Raw genomic sequence first — 19,531 nt, forward strand, 5'->3', positions numbered from 1 at the left:
GATCAAGGGTTCCACTGGTTGGAAAGGGCCGGACGAACTGTCTTCAGGTCCGGCGAATTTTCCAGGAAGTTATCCGGGTAGTAGCCAAAGCTCTTGACCCCCTGGCGTTTGAGCACGCCCATCCATTCGGCCATCTGCGCGCCCTTGATATCCGGCGCTTCTTTGGTCCGCCAGTCTTTGGCTTGCAGCTCGAACACGGTTTTTTCCAGCGCGCCGGGGCGCGCCTTGACCGTGGCGACGAGTTTTTCCAGCCAGGCGTTGGAGGTTTTCAGCTCCTGGCCTTCCATCAATGGCATGGCCATGGGCGCAGTCCAGTCGTAGGCCTGGAGGAAGTCGTCGAGGTTCTGCGCGAACCAGGCTTCGCTGGCCGGGTTGAGCATCGGCTCGGCAAAGATATTGCGTGCGGTCGCCACTTGTGGGCCACCGATGGCGCGAACCTTGGCGGTCAGCTCGTTGGTGAAGTCGATCAGGTAGCGGCTCTTGAAGCGCGTCCAGCGTTGCATCACTGCAGGGTCTGCACGCAGCGCGGCAATGCTGCCCGGCAGGCCGTTGGCGGCATAAGCCTTGAGCGCAGCGGGGCTGGCGTCTTCGAAGTCGGAAAGCACGGCGTCGTCGTGGTACAGCACACCGTCGATGGCATTGTTGCGCGCCAGGTCTTCATAGATCTCGCCGATGATCTTGCGCACCTGCGGGTCGAACGGCGACAAACGTTTGTATTGGTCCGGGTCGGTGCCGACCTGGCCGGTTTGCGGGTCCCAGCGGGTCACACGCGGCAGCTTGGGGTCGAGGGCGAAACTCAGCACCGGCATCCAGGCATACACAGCCGCGTGGGCACGGGTGTGCAACTGCCAGGAGACGCGGTTGAACAGGTCGGCGCGCACCGGCAAGTGGCGGTTAGGGAAGTACAGCGAGTGCACCAGGCCGTCGCCGTTGGGGTCGGCGAAGGCTTGCAGGAATACAGTGCCCGCGCCCATGTCCACCACACGTTGTACAAGCTGGTCGAGGTTGCGCGCTTGTTGGGCCGGGTCGGGGTCGTAAACGTTGTCGAGGTCCACGTGCAGCACCCGCAGCGGTGCCTGGGTTTGCACGGCCACCATGCTATTGGCGAAATGCTCGCCGTCCGGGTCCGAAGCCACCAGGAAGCGCGGGCTGTTCATCAGGTTGCCGAGGCTGTCGAGGCCGTCTTCCAGGGTCAGCGCCATCTGGTAGCCCTGCTCGCCGACAATCGCCAACGAGGTGCCTTTGGCGGCGCCGTAAGGCCACACCCACACCCGAGGCGCCTTGCCAGTCACGCTGCGGATCTTGTTAGTGATCGCCGCGACATCAGCCCGCATGCGCGCATCGAATTTGGCTTGGTCTTCATAACGCCCGGTGGCCGGGTCAAAGCGCAGGCTGGTCGCCGCCGGCTCCAGGTTGCCCTGGGGGTTGGCCAAAATCCCTTTGTGGTTGTTGTCGGTGTGCGCGGCGATTTCCACCAGGCCCGACTGCGACACTTCACGAATCTGCTGCCAGGTGAGGAACTCCCCACGTGGGCGCGGCGAGCCGGCGAAGTCCACCGGTTGATTGAGCGGCGTATCGATCCAATACCCCACCGGCGCCAGCAAGGCTGGCCAGTGATAGGCACGCAGAATCGGCATCACGCGGGTGTAGAAGCTGGAATAGCCGTCATCGAAACTGAGCATGATGGCTTTGGGCGGCAACTCGGGGCCGCCGTTGCGTGCCGCCAGGATCTGGTCGACGCTGACCGCCTGGTAGCCGTTCTCGCGCAACCACGCCAGTTGTTCAATCAAACGCTCGGTGCGCACCGCCACCACCGCCTGGTCGGGGTCGCGATCCTCGACATCGTGGTAGGCAATGCCCAGGAAATGGTTTTTCGGCCACGGCGCTTCGTTGGCCAGTATCGGCCGCTCGGCGGGTGGAGTGAAAGGCGCGGGTTGCTGGGCGCAGGCACTGGCCAGCATTACACCCAGGACCAACAAGCAACGGCAAAGGACGGTCATGGTCAGGCTCTTTTAGAAACGGTAAGTGAGGTCGACGAGCAAGCGCAGATCGCGTTCGCGATCACCGTCATAAGGTCGGCTGATCAGGCTCAGGTTGGCGCCCACGTCCAGTACATCGTTCCAGCGAAAACGTTGGCCATAGCCGATCAAACCGACGCCACCGGTGGAATAATCCCGTTGGCTGTACGTACCTGCACCGAGCTGGAACTGCTGACTCCACTGAGTCTCGTAGCGGTGATAGAGCACATGATTGACCGTGACCGTGGGCAACACGGTGAAGTCGGATTTGGGGTTGAAGTACACCGTGTCTTCTTTGGTGTTGTGGCTGGTGCCGACTTCCAGGCCCAGGTCTACCTGCACGCCGGGCGCGCTGTAGATGCCCTCGCGGCCAGTCAGTACGGCTTCGAAGCGGTTGTTGCCATCGCTGAAGTGGGACGGGCTCAGGGCCAGTTTCCACTCGCGGCTTTCATTCGCGCGCCAGCGAATAAAGCCACTGCCGCCGTTGGCGGTGACATCGGCATTCAACGCTCGCAGCGGCGTGGTAGTCAGCAGGTAGCCGAGGCTGCCGCCGTACTGCCAGTTGTCGTTGATGTCGCGGGCAATCGACACGGCCGCACCCTGCTTGGAGCCATAGCCGTAGGAGTGGTTGGACACTTCGGCTTCCAGGGTCATGTCGCGGGTGCGACGCTCCACACCGACGCGCTGCCAACGGTGTTGGCCGGTGCCTTCGCTGAAGTCGGCGGTGGCGTAGCCGGCACCGGCGAACAGGCGCCAGTCTTCATCGATAGGCGGCGTGTAGAGCACGCTTTCGATGCCCCAGTCACGGCTGCCGGCCACTGCGCCGGCGTTGTTGTTATTGCCGCCGCCGTAGCTTTTTCCGGTGTAGGCCTCCACGCGCAGCTCGGCCATGTCGTGTACATCCCGCAGACGGCTCAGGCGCTGCACTTGGCGGCTGTCCGGGTTGCGGGCCAGCACGTCATCGGTGAGCACGTCCATTTGCCGCCATTCCTGCAGGTCCATGGCAGTGTAGGCCTGGCTGACTTCCAGGCCGATATCCCGCGGGGTCTGGGCTTCGGTTTCCTTGAGGATGCCCTCGGCGCGGCGTGGCAGGTCGCGGGCGCGGTACATGTCGGCCTGGGCCAGGCGCAGGCCGACATTGCCGGGGGCTTTGGCCACCAACGCGTCCAGGCCGGCTTCGCTGCCCGGCAGGTCGCCGCCGTAGACGCCGGCCTGGGCCGACAGCTGTTGCGCGTCCATCCAGGCGTCGTTGGGGTTACCAATGGGCAAGCCCTTGAGTTCGACTCGAGGTTTCTGGCTGGTGGCGAGGCTGTTGGCGACTTCGCGCGCATCGGCGCCTTTGTCGCTTTCCTGCAAGGTGTAGAACAAGGCCGTGGTGTCTTCGACTCGATCATCGGGTTCGGCATCGGCAGCGCTGATCACCTCGCGGTACAACGGCTCGGCTTTTTCCGGCAAGCGCTGGTCGAGGTAAGACGCGGCGACCCAACGCAGGGCATAGGTCGGCAATTGCACGCCTTCGCCCTTGAGGGTTTCGTAGTCGCGGATCACATCGGCGGTGCGTGCCCGCGCCTTGAGGGCACCCAGGCGGTCGATGCGCCAGCGCACCACATCATCATGGGCACTTGGGTCCGGGGTCCAGCGCGCGAGCAGTTTGTCGTAGTCATTGAGGGCGCGGTCGGCAACCACGTAGCGTTCTTTTTCGGTGCGGGTGGCGAACTCGGCCATGCGCACGCGCTCGGCGGCGAGGTCACCTTCGAGGCGGCGCTGGGTCACCGCGTCGAGCAGGCCCGGATGTTTGGCCGACAGGCGCAGCGCCGGCTCCGGCAGGCGGGCCTTTTGCAGGGCGACGATGTATTCGCGGACCACTTCAGGCTTGTCACCGGCGCGAGTAAAGGCTTGGTCGAACTCAAACAAGGCGTCGTAGTTCAAGCCTGCGCGGGTCAGCGCATAACCCAGGGCCATGCGGCGGTTGGGGTCATTGGGTTGCGCCGCCACCAGTGCGCGCAAGCGCTGCACGGCCGTCGTGGCCTGGCCGCCGTCGGCCTGGGTCAGCGCCTGGCCCAGTTGCAGGTCGACATTGCCCGGTTCACGCACCAGCGCTTGCTGGTAAACCGCCAGAGCCTGCGGCCACTGCTTTTGGTTGCGATAAGTGCGCGCCACCGTGGCCAGCGCCTGGGTGGTGAGGTTACGATTTTTGCCTTGGGCCTCGTAGACCTTCAACACTTCGGCGTCTTGCCCTGCCCAACCGGCAATCACCAGGTGATCGCTGATCTGGCCAGGTGTCTGGCGTTCAGGCGGCAGTTGACGCAATTGGGTCAGCGCGGGAGTGAAGTTGCCGTTACGCGCCTGGATAATCAGCGCGTCATAGGCTGGGTCGGCGAAGGCAAGGCTGGGCGTCAGCAATTGGCTGCATAAGGCGGCCCCAACGAGCAGGCGCAACCGGCCTGAAGCACTGGTGGGTAGTGTTCGCAGCATATCGTGAGCTTCCTTACACACGGAAAGCTATAACGATAGGTGGTCCTGAGCAAAACGCATCAGGGTGCCGGCGTCTCGTGACCCGGCCTAGCTTTCCTGTAGGAACTATCTCTTAGGAAAGTAGGGAAATGCCCAAATCAGAACAATTGTTCAGAATTATCCAACCGCAGAAAAACCAATGGAGGCCAAGGCTTGCCTGAGCTAAGCAGCCACAGCCGGCCTGTATGCCGGTTGTTTGACTGCCGCTTCAGGTAAACCCACGCCTCCAATATTTATTTCTTACCGATGTTAGAAATCTTACTGCGCGCCGCTGACCGCACCCGCTTTGGCCATCACAAAGCCAATGAATTGCTCCACGGTCATCTTCTGGCCATTAAACGTCACTTCGTTGTTGGCGTAGTGCAGCTTGGAAACCACGTCAGTACCCACCAGGGTTGCCAACTGAGTACCAACGGCCATGCCACTGACCATCTCGGCCGCCATCTGTGATTGCTGTTCGATGGCTTTAGGGTCGGTCACACCGCCCACTTCCGCTTGCAGGGCAGCGACGTCGCCGATCATTGGCTTGGACAGGGTCAGGTTGGCATCCAGCAGCGCGATAACCTGCTTGCCCAGCTCAACCGGTGGCAATTCCATCGAGGTGGGTTTGGTCAGGTCTACCACCAGGTTGAATTTGCTTTCACCGTGGGTGGTTTTCAGCGACAGGTTTTCCACTGCCACTTGCGGCTTGGCGGCCAGCACCTGGTTGACGTTGGCCTCGGCCAGGGTCTGCTCGGCTTCGGTCAGTTGCAGCTCAGGCACCGGTTGGCCGGCAGCCGCGGCGGCTTGCACCGGCTGCATCTTGTCCTGGTAGAGCTTGGTCAGCACCAGCATCGCCGGGATGTCGATGTTCTTCATGCTCAGGGCCATGGCGGCCGAACCTACAGGTTTACCCTGGTAGCCGATTTCGTCGATCTTGTAGTCAACGCGGCCTGCCAGGTTGTTGTCCTTGGTTTCGCTGGTGTCTTTTTGCTCGAAGCCCTTGAGGGTCAGCACGGCTTTCTGCGGGCCGAAGGTGACTTTTGTGTCGGTCAGCTCAACGGTGTTTTGCCCGGTGTAGAAACCGAAGGTGGATTTTTCCAGGTTGCTGGCCACGGTCAGGCCGGACAGTTCGGCTTCAAGCGGCTGGCCATTGGCGTCGATCACGGCAACCTTGAGGCTGTTCATGTAGCCGCTGGCCTTGACCTTCTGGCCTTCGGCGCTGCTGTCGAAGTCCAGGTTGGCGCCCGAGAAGCTCACCGAAGACTTGTCGTCCTTGATGTCCAGCGGCAGCAATTCGACGTTGCCATCGACCGAGCGGTTGTAGCCGATATTGGCCACGCCCTTGAGCGGCGACACGTCTTTGCTGGCGGCGAACCATTTTTCGGTGGTGGCGTTCTTTTCCAGCGCATAGTGACTGGTGGCCATGACCGGCAGCCACTTCAGCGTCACCAGGCGCGAGAACGGCAGCGGGCCGTGTTCGATATGGTCGACGAACAACAGCTCAGGGTTCGGGTTTTCTTCACCGAACACGCTGCCTTGGCCTTTGAGGCGGTAGTGCGCGGTGCTGCTGAACAGGCCACGATCCAGGGACACCAGCTCCAGGTTCACCGTGCCATCGACGCCGGCCATAGAGGTCTGCAGTTCTTTGTTGGCGTTCTGGATGGCGGTTTGCAGCACCGGCTCCAGTTGCTTACCGGTGTACCAGGCGCCGCCTGCACTAATGGCGCCGACGGCGACAACGAAACCCAAGAAAACAACTGCTGGCTTATTCATGAAGTGACCTGATCAAATCCTGTGAGAAGTGGGCTGTCTTCCTTGAACCCCGAAGGGGTTGGCTCAAGCCCGCCGAAAACGGGGGAAGATTAGCACTGGCGGCCGATAACGGCCCAGCTTTTCAGAGAGGTCAGGTCAGCGGTTGGTTCACGAGTATTCCAATTCAACCTCATCGAGTTGGTGATCGAAACTCTTCAAGCGTGCGGTCCAGGTGTACACCAACACCTCAAACTCGCGGTGTATCACTGTGTTGCTGGGGGTATCGGCCTTGGGGTCGCAGAAGTCCAGCTGGTAGCGTTCCCGCGCCATTTGCGTGGCCACGTCGGACAATTCCCGGGCGTTATTGAGCCAATGCCTACCGTCGGCGACCTGTTGGTCGAGCAGCACACATTGTTTTTTCAGGGCCTCGAGGCTTTTTTCCAGCGGCGTGCCGGTGAGCTCGCCCATGACTTCCTGGAAAGTACGCCCGGGCTGCCAGTAGCTGCCCCAGAAATAGCGGTCGAACACGGTTTCGACGCGGCGCAGAGCAACCTTGGTGTCCCAGATCGCCACGCGGGTCTTGCCTTGTTGAAGCAGCTTTTTCTTCACCCGTTGATTTTGATAGGACGCCCAGGCCACCACGCCGATGGACAACGTGCCGATCACCAGACAGGCGCTATCGAGAAACACCATGGCCTTGTCGAGTTGGTGGGCAAGCATGACGCCGTAGAAATAGGCAGCCGATAGCAACACCAGTGCGAAAAGCACGCACCAGAAAGCGGGAGCATAAGGGTTTTTCATTATTGGAATCCCCATGAGCAAACGCGAACTTTGTCAGACGGGCCTCACGGTGGCCCGCCTGTCAAAGCATAGCTTTTCGCTCAGGGTTTGCCGGGTTGTGACGCCTGCGTTCGTCCGCTTTCCCAACCGCCGCCCAAGGCCAGGAACAGATCGATCTGGCTCATGGCAACTTGCGTGTTGGCCGCTGCCAGCTGTGCACGTACATCGGTGTAGGTGCGAGTGGCCTGCAGGTCGGCCAGGAACGAGGCACGGCCGGCCTGGAAGAAGCGGTGCGTCTGCTCCGAGGCTTCCTTGGCGGACGCACCGGCGTCGGCCAGGGCGTCGCGGCGTTGCAGTTGCGCGGTGTATTGCGCAAGGCCGGTCTGGGTTTCGCGGATGGCATTGAGCACCACGCCGTCAAAGTGCGCCAGGGCGCCCTGGGTCGCGGCTTCGGCTTCGTGGATACGTGCGCGGGCACCGTTGGTCGGCACTGTCCAGCTGATCAGCGGGCCAAAGCCCCAGCGATTGGTCGCTGGCGTGCCGAGGTCGTCAAGAATGCCGACCGTGCCCACCGTGGCGCCGATGCTGATGTCCGGGTACAACGCACCGGTGGCCACGCCGATACGGGCGGTGGCAGCCGCCAGTTGGCGTTCGGCCTGGCGCACGTCGGGGCGGCGCTTGAGCAGTGCTGCGCCGTCGCCCACAGGCAGCAATTGGGCGATATGCGGCAGCTCGGCGCAGGTGCCGGTGCCTGCGGGCAGTTGGTCCACCGGTTTGGCCAGCAGCATCGACAAGCGGAACAAACCCGCCTGACGCGATGCTTGATAGCGCGGGATCTCGGCGCGCAAGGATTTGTATTGGGTCTGCGAGCGGGTCACCTGGGTTTCGTCACCACGCCCGGCGTCGCGCAGGCGCTGGGTGAGCTTGATGCTCTGGCCTTGCAGGTCGAGGGACTCATTGGCAATCGCCAGCTCTTCATTGGCCGCACACACCTGGGTGTAGGAGCGCACCACATCTGCCACCAGGGTGATGCGCGCAATATCGGCGGCGGCCTGGGCCGCGTCGGTGCTGGCCTGGGCACTCTCGATGCCACGCTGCAAGGTGCCGAACAGGTCAAACTGGTAGGACGTGCTGATGCTGGCGCTGCCGATGTTGGCCACCGGGACTTTTTCCGTCAGCAAAAACGCTTCGCCCGATTCCTGCAGGCGCTGGGCTTCCGCCTTGGCGCCAGCACTCCAACCGCCTGCGGATTCAGCCTCTTGGGTCTGGAAACGCGCGCGTTGCAGGTTGGCGGCAGCCACGCGCAAATCGGTGTTTGAGGCCATGGCCTGGCGCACCAGCTCATCCAGGCGCGGGTCGTTGTACAGCTTCCACCAATCGGCCGGCACCGGCGCCGACACCACGTTGTTGCCCTCGCCCGCGAGCTGCCCTTGCAGGTCGCCACGGTTGATGGCGGACGTTTCCGGCAGCTTGTAATCCGGGCCTACCACTTGGCAGGCCGACAGCAGCAAACCCAGCGCAGCGGTTGCCAGCAGCTGCTTCATGGTTTTTCTCCGTCTTTGACCTTATCGCCGATGATCGACACCGTGGCCGTGCGTCCGGCGATCATACGAAAGTCCGCCGGCACATCATCAAAGGCAATACGCACCGGAATCCGCTGGGCCAGGCGCACCCAGCTGAACGCCGGGTTGACGTTGGGCAGCAGGTTGGAGCCGCTGGTGCGGTCGCGGTCTTCGATACCGGCGACGATGCTCTGCACATGGCCACGCAGACGGGCGTTGTCGCCGATCACGCGGATATCCACGGCCATGCCGACGTGGATGCCGTCGAGCTTGGTCTCTTCGAAATAACCGTCGATGTGGAAGGAGTTGCTGTCCACCACCGACAGCACCGGGCGCCCGGCGGTGACGAATTCCTGGTTGCGCGGTGCACGGTCGTTGACGTAACCGTCCACGGGGCTGCGGATCACCGAGCGGTCAAGGTTGAGCTGGGCGGCGTCCACGGCCACTTGCGCCTCGGCCAGGGCCGATTGGGCACGGGCCACGCGCGACTGGCTTTCTTCCAGTTGTTCGCTCGGTACCAGGTTGCCCAAACCACGGTTGCGCTTGTACTCGCGGTTGGCCTGGGCCAGGGTTTCCTGGCGGTCGGCCACGGCGGCCTGGGCTTGGCGCAGCGCCAGCTTAAAGCGGTCCTGGTCGACGGCGAACAGCACCTGGCCCTTGGTCACCAACTGGTTGTCGCGCACGTCGACTTGCTGGATCAGCCCGGACACGTCCGGGGCGATCTGCACGATGTCGGCACGGATATGCCCGTCACGGGTCCAGGGCGCAAACATGTAGTACATGACCATGCGCCACACAACGACGACAGCGAAGGTCACTATCAATAACGTCAGGACGACACGGCCGATGGTCAAAAAAGGTTTTTTCATGTCATGAGGTATCGACTGAGTGAGTCCACGGCGCCCAGTAACAGCGCGTAGAGCCCCACATTGAACAATGCCCGGTGCCAGACCAGGCGATAGAAGTGAATGCGCGTCAACAACCCGTGCACCACCAGAAACAACACATACGTAATGCCCATCAGCACCAGCAGCGTGGGCAGGAACACCCCGCTGATATCCAGATCACCGATCATAAAGGCGCTCCATCAGGCAGCGGCGCTTCCATTTCGGTGCCGCCAATAAATTCCACGCCGGGCAGCAACGACAGGCGCAGGCCGGCCAGTGCGTGCAGCAGATGCAGGCGGGTGTCATCTTCGTCTTGCAGGCCTTGCCCGTTGAGGGCGCGGCGCGTGCGGTCGAGGGTCATCAGCAGACCGCTGGGCGCGGGCAAGCGTTCACCCGCTTTAAGGCAGGCCTTGAAGTAACCGCCCACGCCTTCCACCACTTGGTTGAGCAGCACCCGTGGCACGCCGTAGATGCGTGGCGCGTAGGCCAACAGGTCAAGCAGGTTCAGCGCCACGCGCAAATCGCGCAGGGCGCTGCCGGTGTCCTGGCCGATCAGGCCCAGGCGCGGCAGATGCTGCATCAGGCGGTCGAGCATTTGCACAGCCATGTGGCGGTGTTCGGCCAGGGTTGCAGGCTCGGTGAGCGTTACGATGTCGCGCCAGCTGAAACGCGTCAGGCGCTTGGCCGCCAGTTCGGCGCCGAACGGCCGTGCGACCAGCGTCCACACAAAGGCGAACAGCAAGCCCACCGGCCCGGCCAGGTTGACGTTGGCGAAGTTGAGGAAGTCCGCGTCGTAGGCGCCCTGGATGCTGATAAACGAGGAGGTGTTCACCAGCGTCAGCAGCATGCCCAGGTAAAAACGCGGCTGCACCGTGAGCGTGCCGATGCAGATAAACGGCACCGCAAACGCCAACACCAGCATGGGGAAATCATGCAGGTTGGGCAGCACCAGAAACAGGTAAAGGCTGGCAAACAGCACCGACATGGCGGTCCAGAAAAAGAACCGGTAGATCTGCGGCGCCGGGTCGTCCATCGAGGCAAAAAAGCTGCAGGCCACGGCAGCCAGAATCACTGCGCTGCCGCCGTCGGTCCAGCCCAGCAGAATCCACAGCACCGAGGCGACAATGATCGCGGTAACGGTGGAAAACGCCGAGTAGAACATCAGGCCACGGTCGAGGAACGGCGTGAGCCGGCCCAGGCGCCAATGGCGGTAGACGGCGCGCCAGGTGTCCTGGCTTTCGCACTGGATGGCGGCCTGCAGGCTGCGGCAGTCTTGCCACAGGTCGACCCATTCGCCGAGGCGATACAGGGCGTTGGAGAACAGCAGCGTGTGGCGGTCGTCCAGTGCTTCGCCCTGTGGCTGCGCGGCGTCGATCTTGTCGCGCAACACGCGCCAGCGTTCCAGCGGTGCTTGCTCGGTGGTGCTCTCCAGCCAGGCGTTGGCGTCTTGCAGCAACGGCGTGAACCGGTCGAGAAACTCGGGGGCGCGGTGTTCGATCGCGTAGACCGCATCGTCCAGCGCGTCGATCACCGGCAGCAGGTGAATCATGCGCCCGCGCAGTTCCTTGGTGTTGCGCACCGTCTGTGGCCGAGCGCCTTCGTGGGGCAACTGGCCGATCATCAGTTCCAGGGTGTTGAAGGTGGCGACCATGCCGCCGCGCAAGGTGCTGATTTCTTCGGGCGCAACGTTACGGGTCAGAAAGCGCTGGCTATAGACCTGAGCGTCGGCAAACCACTTGGCCACCGAGCCATCAAACACTGGCATCAGGCGCCGCGGCCAGAACATTGCGCCTACTACGGCGGCCACAGCAATGCCGAGGAAAATCTCTTCGGTACGCGCTTCGGCCACATCCCACACCGCCAGCGGGTTATCCACTACCGGCAAGGCGATCAGCGGCAAGGTGTAGCCGGCCAACATCAGCGCGTAGCTGTTGGCGGTACGCAGGTGCAAAGACAAAAACAACAAGGTGCCGGTCCACAGCGCAATGATCACCACCAGCAGGTACGGCGTCTGAATAAACATCGGCACAAAAAACACCGCCGCCGCCGCGCCCATGAAGGTGCCGATGGCGCGGTACAACGCCTTGGAGCTGGTAGGGCCGACAAACGGGCTGGAGACGATATACACCGTGGCCATCGCCCAATACGGACGCGGCATTTGCATAAGCATGGCGATGTACAGGGCGATCATCGAAGCGGCGAAGGTGCGCACGCCGTAGAACCAGTCGCGGGCCGGCGGCATGCCGGTAAAAAATCCGTTCAAGAGGTCGCCTCAGCCGCCTCGAAGGCCTGCAGTACACGCAACGCCGCTTCAAGGTCGCCGTGGGCGATGTCCGCCAGCACTTCCTGGCGCAGGCGCACCAGTTGCACTTCCACCGCCTGCACCAACTCGCGGCCGCGCTCGGTGAGGCTCAAGGCCTTGGCGCGACGGTCATGGACGTCTTCGGTACGGCACACGTAACCGTCATGGCACAGACGATCAAGCAGGCGCACCAACGACGGGCTTTCCATGCCGGATGCCTGGGCTACTTTCACCTGGTGCACACCGTCGCCCAAGCGGCCGATCATCAACAGCGGCACGGCGCAGGCTTCGGAAATACCATAGCTCACCAGCGTGGTCTGGCAGATTTTGCGCCAGTTACGGGCGCCCACCACCATGCTGCTGCTGAGGTTCATATGGAGCTGTTCGAGGGTTTGGGACACTGGATTGTTCGCATACAGTTAGTTTGCTAACTATCAATATGGTGGATGGATCCAAAGCCGTCAAGTTTTGAAACACTTTTGTGATGGGTGGTGGGTTTGTGGGTAAGTAAAGCGCGTTTGAGCGAGAACGTTAGATTTGCGGCAGAACAAAACACCTGTGGGAGCTGGCTTGCCTGCGATGGCGGTGGATCAGCCGAGGTTGATGTTGACTGAACCACCGCCATCGCAGGCAAGCCAGCTCCCACATTTTGGACCCGTGTTGGCCTCAGACTGGCTGTTCGGCCTGAGCATCCAAGCGGCGCTGGATTTCGCCCATCATGTCCAAGCCATCGCGCAACAAAACCAGTGCTGCGGTGACGAGGTGATGAAGGTTCTTGCTGTCCGTTTTGGCGCTGAGCGTTTCCAACAGCTCGGTGCCGATACGCACGCGGCTGCGGGCTGTTTCATGGAGCAGGTGCGAGGGCGCAAACGTGTTGAATGCCAGAACGGGAACGCCGGTGGGATTGGTTTGAAGCGGTTTGTATTGGTCCATCGATAAAGCCTCATAGATAAGATTTTGACCACCCGTCCCCGTCGCCAAACGAGTATGGGTGGCAGCTGTACGCAGGTTGGCGAACCGGTTATCTATGAAACCCGGCAGATCCGAAGATCTCCCGCGCACAGCCGCCATAGAACTCATGTATCCGCCAAGCGGAGAACACGGAGTTAGAGCGCTGTAACGCGTCATAGAATGCGGATCGCCAAATCCGATCGCCGATGTGCGGCGACGGGGCGAACTATAGGGGGGATGGTTGAAGCTGTGCAACTGGCTTATCGACTAACGCCGACTGCTGGAAACGTCAGATTTCTTGCCCCATCGCCAGACGCTCCAAACCTTCATGGCCTCGGACGCGACGACTAGCACCGCCATCACCACCACGCTGTAGCCTGGGACTAACTGAGCGCCTATAAGCAGAAGAGCAACTGAAGGGATGAAAAAAACTAACCGTAACGGGGTTTGAAGGTAAACAAGCCAGCGGACCTTTTGACTACTGAGAAGAAATAAAAAACAGGACGCTACTATCGAGATCTGCAGCAACATGACAAAGCCAAAGGTGTAAATCTGCAGCACGCTGTGGTCACGCAAAACCCATAATGCGCTCTCGATATCGCTCAAGTAAGGAACTCGCCCCTCCACCGCACTGGTGACCCAATAGCGAACCAGATAGATGGCATCCATCGCTCCCCAAAACCAAAAGACCTGCTTGCGCGTCACTGTTTAGCATCCTTGTATTCATACGCTGTGTCCGGTGTCACAGGCTGCCAATGCCAGGATTTCCCACCCTGTTGCCAATTGTCATCTCCCTCCAGATAGCGTTGCTTGATTTGCCGCAGCTCCCCGTATCGGCGCTCAACCGATCTGTGGGTGAGCTGGTCATCACGACTATCCAAGCGGACCCAGCGCTGCGTCATGACCCTGGTGGTGTTCGCAAGATCTTTCCCGTCGGATAAGAACATTCGTCCTTCGTCACCCATAGATGCCAGCCGGTTTGCGGCCAGGATTGCAGTATTTTTAACCCCATCGTAATCGATACTTACCTTTTCCCATTTACCAGGCCCGACATAAAGTCGGCGCCCCATCAAATGCCCATACTTAACACGGCATTCTCGACTTAAAGGAAGAAAAGGCCTGTCCATTACGAACAGCCAATCACCGGACGCCAACTTGTCCAAAACTCGGCGCTGATCGTTATCCCCTGAACACCGAACAGGAGAAACATTGCACTCGGCTAGCAGCTCGCACAGCCCCTGCAATGCATAAGGCGCGCGAAAGAACTCCCTTACCTTGATACCAGCAAAGTAGGGGCTTTCGATTTTGGTGAGATCATAGTTTTCAATTTCTTTGTGAGGGATCAGACGCTGCATGACGTGGCCATAAAAGGAAATCAGCGTCTGTAAATAGCGGGCTCCTCATTCTGGCGACTATCGTCCGCTTCTGTTTAACCAATAGGAAACTTCCCAAGCTGTCCCACTTCTCACGAGGAGCATGGGAACAATCAGACAAAACACCTGTGGGAGCTGGCTTGCCTGCGATAGCGGTGGATCAGTCGAGGTCGATGTTGACTGACTCGGCGCTATCGCAGGCAAGCCAGCTCCCACATTTTTTACACGCCGCGCCCTTCCCGCAGTAACAGATTCAGCTCATCCACCACTTCAGCCCAATCCGAATCGTCGAGAATTTCTTCGCGTAAAAACGCCTTCTGGCCGGGCGTCCAAAAAAACGCATCCGCGAGATGTAATTCCGGCTTTAGCGGCGAATGCACTGCCACAAACTTCTCAATACTGACCGGGTCATCCGGCAGCCCGAGCTGTTTGAACAGTGATGGCAAGCTGTGCACAGGCGATTCCATGGCGAACTCCAGGTCAAGAAGACTTAACTGAGTCTAGCGGCAACCTTCAGGTTGCGGCTGCGCCCCGTTGCACAGCACGAACAGTCGCGCCCTCGCACCACCGCCATCCTGACGGCTCAACTCACGCCAGCCTTCAGGTAAGGGCGCGAAATCATCCGGCGCTTCGTTGCTGCTGATCAGCCAGACGCGGTGGGTATCGGCAGGCAATGCCGACAGGCGGTCGAGGTAAATGCGCCCGCCGTCCTGGTCGACCAATGTGCCGAAACCGTAGGCGTTCGGGCGGGTCGGCGTGCCGTCGGGTTTGGGCGGCGTATAGAGCTGCAATTGGGCGTCGGTCTGGTCGTAATACACGTAGCTGAGGTACCACAGCATGTCGCTGAGAACGATGCGGTCGTCTTCCTGGTAATTACGATTGACGAATTCCACGGGCACGTTGAACTGGTCATGTTCATCGACGGTGAAGTTGTTTTTGAGCCCCATCAACTCGACACCGACAAACAGCGCGAACAACGCTACGCCCAGCCATGACCAGCGCGACGGCAGGCGATCAATGGCCAGCGCCAACAGGATGGGCAAACCCAAGGCGTACACCGTAAGGTAACGCTCGATAAACACCGGCGAAACGAACGAAACCGCGTACACCAGCAGCAGCGGCAGCAGGAAAAACAGCGCCAGCAGGCTGGCCGGGCGATGGCGTTCGCGATCCTGCCAGGCGGTGATGCTCACCACGGCAATCAGCAACAACGGGACCAACCAGAACAACGGCGGCCAAAAGCCGCTGCCCTCGTCCTGGACAATGAATTGCCAGATCATCGACGGCAGTGAAAACAGGTTGACCGGGTCTTCCCAGCCGATGTCCCCGCCCACCTTCAGTTGCTCAACGTGTTGCACCAGGCCCAACACATTGGGTAACCACGGCAGGTACGCCACGACGATCGCGGCGTTGGCCACCCACCACGCCGGGCGCCTGAGCAGAGACTGGCCGGGCGCCTGGGCCGAGCTCAACAAGGCCAGATAGGCCCAATGCACCAGCACACACAGAGCAGTGAAATAATGGGTGTAGAAACCGGCGCTCATCAGCACGATATACGCCGCCAGATAGCGCGTGCGCTCGGGCTGGCGCACCCAATACACCAGCGCCAGCGTGGCGCCCAGCAGCCATACGGCCAACAGCGAATACATGCGCACTTCCTGGCTGTAACGCACCGCCGTGGGCAGCAGCGCAAGCAGGATCCCGGCGAGCACGGCGGCACGCCGGGTAGACAATTGCCGCGTCAACCAGATGCCCAGGCCCACTGCAATCGCACCGGGAATCGCACTCATGCTGCGAATCGACCAAATACTGTCACCGAACAGCTCGATCCAGCCACGCAGCATGAAAAAGTACAGCGGTGGGTGCACATCATGGGCGGCGTGAAACCACAGGTCACCGGCAGCGTATTCGCTGAGCAGCAGGCTGGAGCCTTCGTCACCCCAGATTGCGGCGGACGTCAGGTTGTAAAAACGCAGAGCGACGGCCAGTACCAGGATCGGTACCCACCACAGACGGCTCATCCAGCCGGCAACGTGCCAGCTACTCGCGACGCGATCAAATGCGGACAATGCCGCCACCTTTTCATCTTGCTCCACCACAGACCGTCGCACCTCGATTCCCCTACCATCGCCTTTTCCGGCCGGCCAAAAAGCCCTGCGCGTGAATGACCGCCACTCTAGGACAAAAACCCTTTATTCGCTGCTGGAATCGGACAAATCAGCGATTTGTGTAGACCTTCACCGAAGCATTTGTCAGATCACGCTATTATTGCGTCCTTCAAAGGACTCAGGATCAAGGACACGTCATGCGCATCGGTTTTCTGTCACCACTGACCCTGGCATTGCTCGCCAGCCTTTCCTTCCAGGCCCAGGCCAGCGGCGATGACTCGTGCTACCCCGACTGGCGGGTCTCACGCGACAGCCTTGAAGGCTGCAGCAACCTGCCCTTCTTGAGCCCGGGCAATGACAGCCGGGTCAACCTGCGCCTGTTGCTGGCGGATAAACAGGTGGCACCGCTGACGCCCAACGCACTGGGCGAGACGGACCTGGAAGAGGGCTTCGGCCCGGTGCCGTTTCCGGTGTACCGCCTGACCCCGGTAGCCGACGCCGCCGATGAAAAAGCCGACGTGGCACCTACGCCCAGCAAACTCGATGAGCTGCTTGCGCCGTTGGGCATTCAGCGTGAAGGCGACAAAGCGGCGGGTGACGCCTTCCTGACCGGCGAAGGCAGCCGTTGCCGCAGCAATGATGAAAGCAGTGCCACGGCGTTTATCAGCCAAGTGGTTAAAGCCGACGTGCCAGACGCGGAGCGCCAGCTGCTGGCCAAGGGGCGTGTACAGATGCTCGGCGCCTGTACCTGGGACGGCGCAAGCCTGGGTAACCCGGAGCAGATCCAGTCCACCGCCGGCCGCGAGCTGCGCACTTACCTGCAAGCCGCCGGTGACTTCTACAGTGGCCGTTTCGCTGATGCGCAGCGCGGTTTTGTTGCCGCCGCCACCGGCAGCCTGCCGTGGGTCAAGGAAACGGCGTCCTACATGATCGCCCGCACCGAGTTGAATCAGGCCCAGGAAAACGCCTTCGACGAATACGGCATGCCGCAATTGGAGCATGTGGATAAATCGGTGCTGGCGAATGCCGACACCAGCTTCAACCTGTACCTGAAAACTTATCCACAGGGCGAATACGCTGTCTCTGCCCAGGGCCTGCTGCGCCGGGTGCATTGGCTGGCGGGCGATACCGACAAGCTGGCCAACGACCTGGCCGCGCAGTTGAGCGCCAAACAGCGCAATGTGTCGCTGGACGACCTGGTGCAGGAAGCCGACAACAAGCTGCTGAGTGCCACCCAAAAACCTTCGGCCAACCCACTGATGCTGGCCGTCAACGACTTGATGTGGATGCGCGCCGGCAACCCGCCGCAGCTGAGCCGCGCGGCCCTGGACGCGCAAAAGCCGGTGTTTGCCCAGGAGCCTGCGCTTTACGACTACGTGCAAGCGGCGTTTGCCTTGTACGTCGAACATCAGCCCGATAACACTTTGAAGTTGCTGCCTCAGGACGTGCCCGCCAGCCTCGACTACTTCGCCTTCAGCCAGCAAACCCTGCGCGGCCTTGCCCTGGAAGCCAAGAAGGATTGGCAAGGTGCGCAAGCACTGTGGCTGAAGCTGCTGCCCCTGGCCAAGCAACCTTTGCAGCGCGACCAGTTGGAACTGGCGCTGGCGATGAACTACGAGCGCAACGACCAACTGGCCAACGTGTTCGCCAGCGATTCGCCGATCAGCGCCAAACAGGTGCGCTACATCTTGCTGCGCAACATCGCAGGCCAGGAACTGCTACGCCAACAGATCAGCCAGGCCAGCGACCCGGTGGAACGTGCCACCGCCCAGTTTGTGTTGCTGTACAAAGACCTGATGCGCGGCCAGTACGCCACCTTCGCCGACGACCTCAAGCAACTGCCGGCATCGGCGCCCGCCGACAAGCTCGGCACCAGCCTGGGCTATGTCTATGGCGATGGCCGCTCGCTGCAGTTGTTCCAGTGGAACGGTGATAAGGCGGAGTCCGGCTACGCCTGCCCGAGCATTGCGCAAATCGCCAGCACCCTGCAGGCCGATGGGAAAAACCCCAAGGGCCTGAACTGCCTGGGTGAGTTCATCCTGCGCAATAACCTCGATGGCATGCCACTGGACCAAGTGCGCGCCGCCGCCAGCCTGGGCAGCACCGCCTCGCTGTTCAAGGGCGAGACCTTCTCGCGGCTCGACGGTTACCGCCAGGTCATCGCCAACCCCAAGGCGCCGCACAACGACAAAGCCTACGCGCTGTTCCGCGCGATCAACTGCTATGCGCGGGCCGGTTATAACGGCTGCGGCGGTGTAGACGTGGATAAATCCGTGCGCAAGGGCTGGTTCCGCCAGCTCAAAACCGGGTTTGCCGACACCGAGTGGGCGCAGTCGCTGAAGTACTACTGGTGAAACACCTGTGGCTAGGCTTGCTGCTCCTGGCAAGCCCGGCCTTTGCCGGCGTTGACGCCCGCGACTACGATGCCTTCTGGCTGTGGAGCGGGGTCACGCCGCAGCCGGTGCTCAAACAGGCGAAAACCCTGTACATCCTCCAGGGCCAGATCAACTCCACGCGCCGTGCGCCGCAATTGGGTGTGCAGTTTATCGCCCAAGGCATCAGCGTACCGCGCATCACCCAAGGCGAGGTCTGGGTGGTGTACCGCGCCCACACCCTGCACTGGCCCGAGCGCGTCTACAGCCAACTGCTCGGCCAGGTGCAACGCTGGCGCGATGCGGGCAACCCGGTGATCGGCATCCAGATCGATTTCGACGCCCGCACCCAATACCTGCACGAATACACAGGCTTCCTGCGCGACCTGCGCCAACGCCTGCCTGCTGACCTGCGGCTGAGCATTACCGGCCTGATGGACTGGAGCAGCAACGCCGACCCAGCCGCCATCGCCCAGCTCAAAGGCGTGGTGGATGAAGTGGTGGTCCAGACCTACCAAGGGCGCCATAGCATCCCGGATTACGCGGCGTATTTGCCACGCATGAACCGGCTGGGGCTGCCGTTCAAGGTGGGGCTGATTCAGGGCGGCGTGTGGGAAGAGCCGGGGTATTTGAAAGGGAGTGAATGGTTCAGGGGGTATGTGGTGTTTTTGCAGAACCCTTGAACCACGCAATATTCCATGTGGGAGCGGGCTTGCCCGCGATGAGGGCACTTCAGTCAACATAACTGTGGCTGAACTACCGCCATCGCGGCATAGGTATCTACACAACCTGTTAACACGAAGTCTGTGGCCAGTGAGCTGTTGTGGCGAGCAGGCTTGCCCTGCGTTGGGCTGCGAAGCAGCCCCAGTAAAGGCACTGCAATTTTCCTGAAAGAACTCAGTGTCTGGGTTTCGGGGCCGCTTCGCGGCC

Annotated in this window: 16 protein-coding genes; 2 read left to right on the forward strand and 14 right to left on the reverse strand. The window is 61.1% G+C overall.

The genetic code is table 11. The annotated features are described in order from the left end of the window. Positions 1-2 precede the first annotated feature (2 nt). The 14 genes from pgaB to ACQY47_RS13860 form a co-directional block, all read right to left on the reverse strand. Positions 3-2,000 (reverse strand): poly-beta-1,6-N-acetyl-D-glucosamine N-deacetylase PgaB, encoded by a 1,998-nt coding sequence (gene pgaB, locus ACQY47_RS13795; RefSeq protein WP_428557270.1) that lies wholly within the window; start codon positions 1,998-2,000, stop codon positions 3-5. A gap of 12 nt (positions 2,001-2,012) precedes the next feature. After that, on the reverse strand, positions 2,013-4,493 hold the full coding sequence (gene pgaA, locus ACQY47_RS13800) for a poly-beta-1,6 N-acetyl-D-glucosamine export porin PgaA (RefSeq protein ID WP_099549574.1): 2,481 nt from the start codon (positions 4,491-4,493) through the stop codon (positions 2,013-2,015). 297 nt (positions 4,494-4,790) lie between these two features. Continuing rightward, complete coding sequence (locus ACQY47_RS13805; RefSeq protein ID WP_017136594.1) at positions 4,791-6,287, reverse strand: YdgA family protein; 1,497 nt, start codon at positions 6,285-6,287, stop codon at positions 4,791-4,793. A gap of 147 nt (positions 6,288-6,434) precedes the next feature. After that, entirely contained in the window at positions 6,435-7,067 is a 633-nt protein-coding gene (locus ACQY47_RS13810) for a hypothetical protein (protein WP_026013660.1), read from the reverse strand. An 80-nt stretch (positions 7,068-7,147) separates the two neighbouring features. Beyond that, a complete protein-coding gene (locus ACQY47_RS13815; RefSeq protein ID WP_428557271.1) occupies positions 7,148-8,590 on the reverse strand; it encodes an efflux transporter outer membrane subunit in 1,443 nt (480 codons plus the stop codon). Next, positions 8,587-9,477, reverse strand: coding sequence for an efflux RND transporter periplasmic adaptor subunit (locus ACQY47_RS13820; protein ID WP_017136597.1), 891 nt, complete (start codon positions 9,475-9,477; stop codon positions 8,587-8,589). The genes ACQY47_RS13815 and ACQY47_RS13820 overlap by 4 nt, the downstream gene beginning before the upstream one ends. After that, entirely contained in the window at positions 9,474-9,683 is a 210-nt protein-coding gene (locus ACQY47_RS13825; protein ID WP_016969155.1) for a DUF1656 domain-containing protein, read from the reverse strand. The genes ACQY47_RS13820 and ACQY47_RS13825 overlap by 4 nt, the downstream gene beginning before the upstream one ends. Then, positions 9,680-11,758: an FUSC family protein gene (locus ACQY47_RS13830; RefSeq protein WP_428557272.1), complete on the reverse strand. Its 2,079-nt coding sequence runs from the start codon at positions 11,756-11,758 to the stop codon at positions 9,680-9,682. The genes ACQY47_RS13825 and ACQY47_RS13830 overlap by 4 nt, the downstream gene beginning before the upstream one ends. Next, complete coding sequence (locus tag ACQY47_RS13835; RefSeq protein ID WP_017136599.1) at positions 11,755-12,171, reverse strand: MarR family winged helix-turn-helix transcriptional regulator; 417 nt, start codon at positions 12,169-12,171, stop codon at positions 11,755-11,757. Before ACQY47_RS13835 ends, ACQY47_RS13830 begins: the two co-directional genes overlap by 4 nt. A 292-nt stretch (positions 12,172-12,463) precedes the next feature. Further along, positions 12,464-12,877 carry a hypothetical protein gene (locus ACQY47_RS13840; protein ID WP_428557273.1) on the reverse strand — a complete coding sequence of 138 codons (414 nt, stop codon included), beginning with the start codon at positions 12,875-12,877 and terminating at the stop codon, positions 12,464-12,466. A 138-nt stretch (positions 12,878-13,015) separates the two neighbouring features. Next, positions 13,016-13,453, reverse strand: coding sequence for a hypothetical protein (locus tag ACQY47_RS13845; protein WP_099549579.1), 438 nt, complete (start codon positions 13,451-13,453; stop codon positions 13,016-13,018). After that, entirely contained in the window at positions 13,450-14,103 is a 654-nt protein-coding gene (locus ACQY47_RS13850; protein WP_428557274.1) for a hypothetical protein, read from the reverse strand. The genes ACQY47_RS13845 and ACQY47_RS13850 overlap by 4 nt, the downstream gene beginning before the upstream one ends. A 239-nt stretch (positions 14,104-14,342) precedes the next feature. Next, the gene (locus tag ACQY47_RS13855; protein ID WP_428557275.1) at positions 14,343-14,588 is read right to left on the reverse strand and encodes a DUF2789 domain-containing protein; all 246 of its coding nucleotides are present in this window, start codon (positions 14,586-14,588) and stop codon (positions 14,343-14,345) included. A 33-nt stretch (positions 14,589-14,621) separates the two neighbouring features. Continuing rightward, positions 14,622-16,232: a glycosyltransferase family 39 protein gene (locus tag ACQY47_RS13860; RefSeq protein ID WP_428557276.1), complete on the reverse strand. Its 1,611-nt coding sequence runs from the start codon at positions 16,230-16,232 to the stop codon at positions 14,622-14,624. Between the two features lie 194 nt (positions 16,233-16,426). On the opposite strand from ACQY47_RS13860, the gene ACQY47_RS13865 reads away from it, so the two are divergent. After that, on the forward strand, positions 16,427-18,583 hold the full coding sequence (locus tag ACQY47_RS13865) for an outer membrane assembly lipoprotein YfiO (RefSeq protein ID WP_428557277.1): 2,157 nt from the start codon (positions 16,427-16,429) through the stop codon (positions 18,581-18,583). After that, a complete protein-coding gene (locus ACQY47_RS13870; protein WP_428557278.1) occupies positions 18,580-19,284 on the forward strand; it encodes a DUF3142 domain-containing protein in 705 nt (234 codons plus the stop codon). The genes ACQY47_RS13865 and ACQY47_RS13870 overlap by 4 nt, the downstream gene beginning before the upstream one ends. Positions 19,285-19,531 lie beyond the last annotated feature (247 nt).

Source organism: Pseudomonas edaphica (genome assembly GCF_965277385.1).
GTDB lineage: Bacteria > Pseudomonadota > Gammaproteobacteria > Pseudomonadales > Pseudomonadaceae > Aquipseudomonas > Aquipseudomonas edaphica.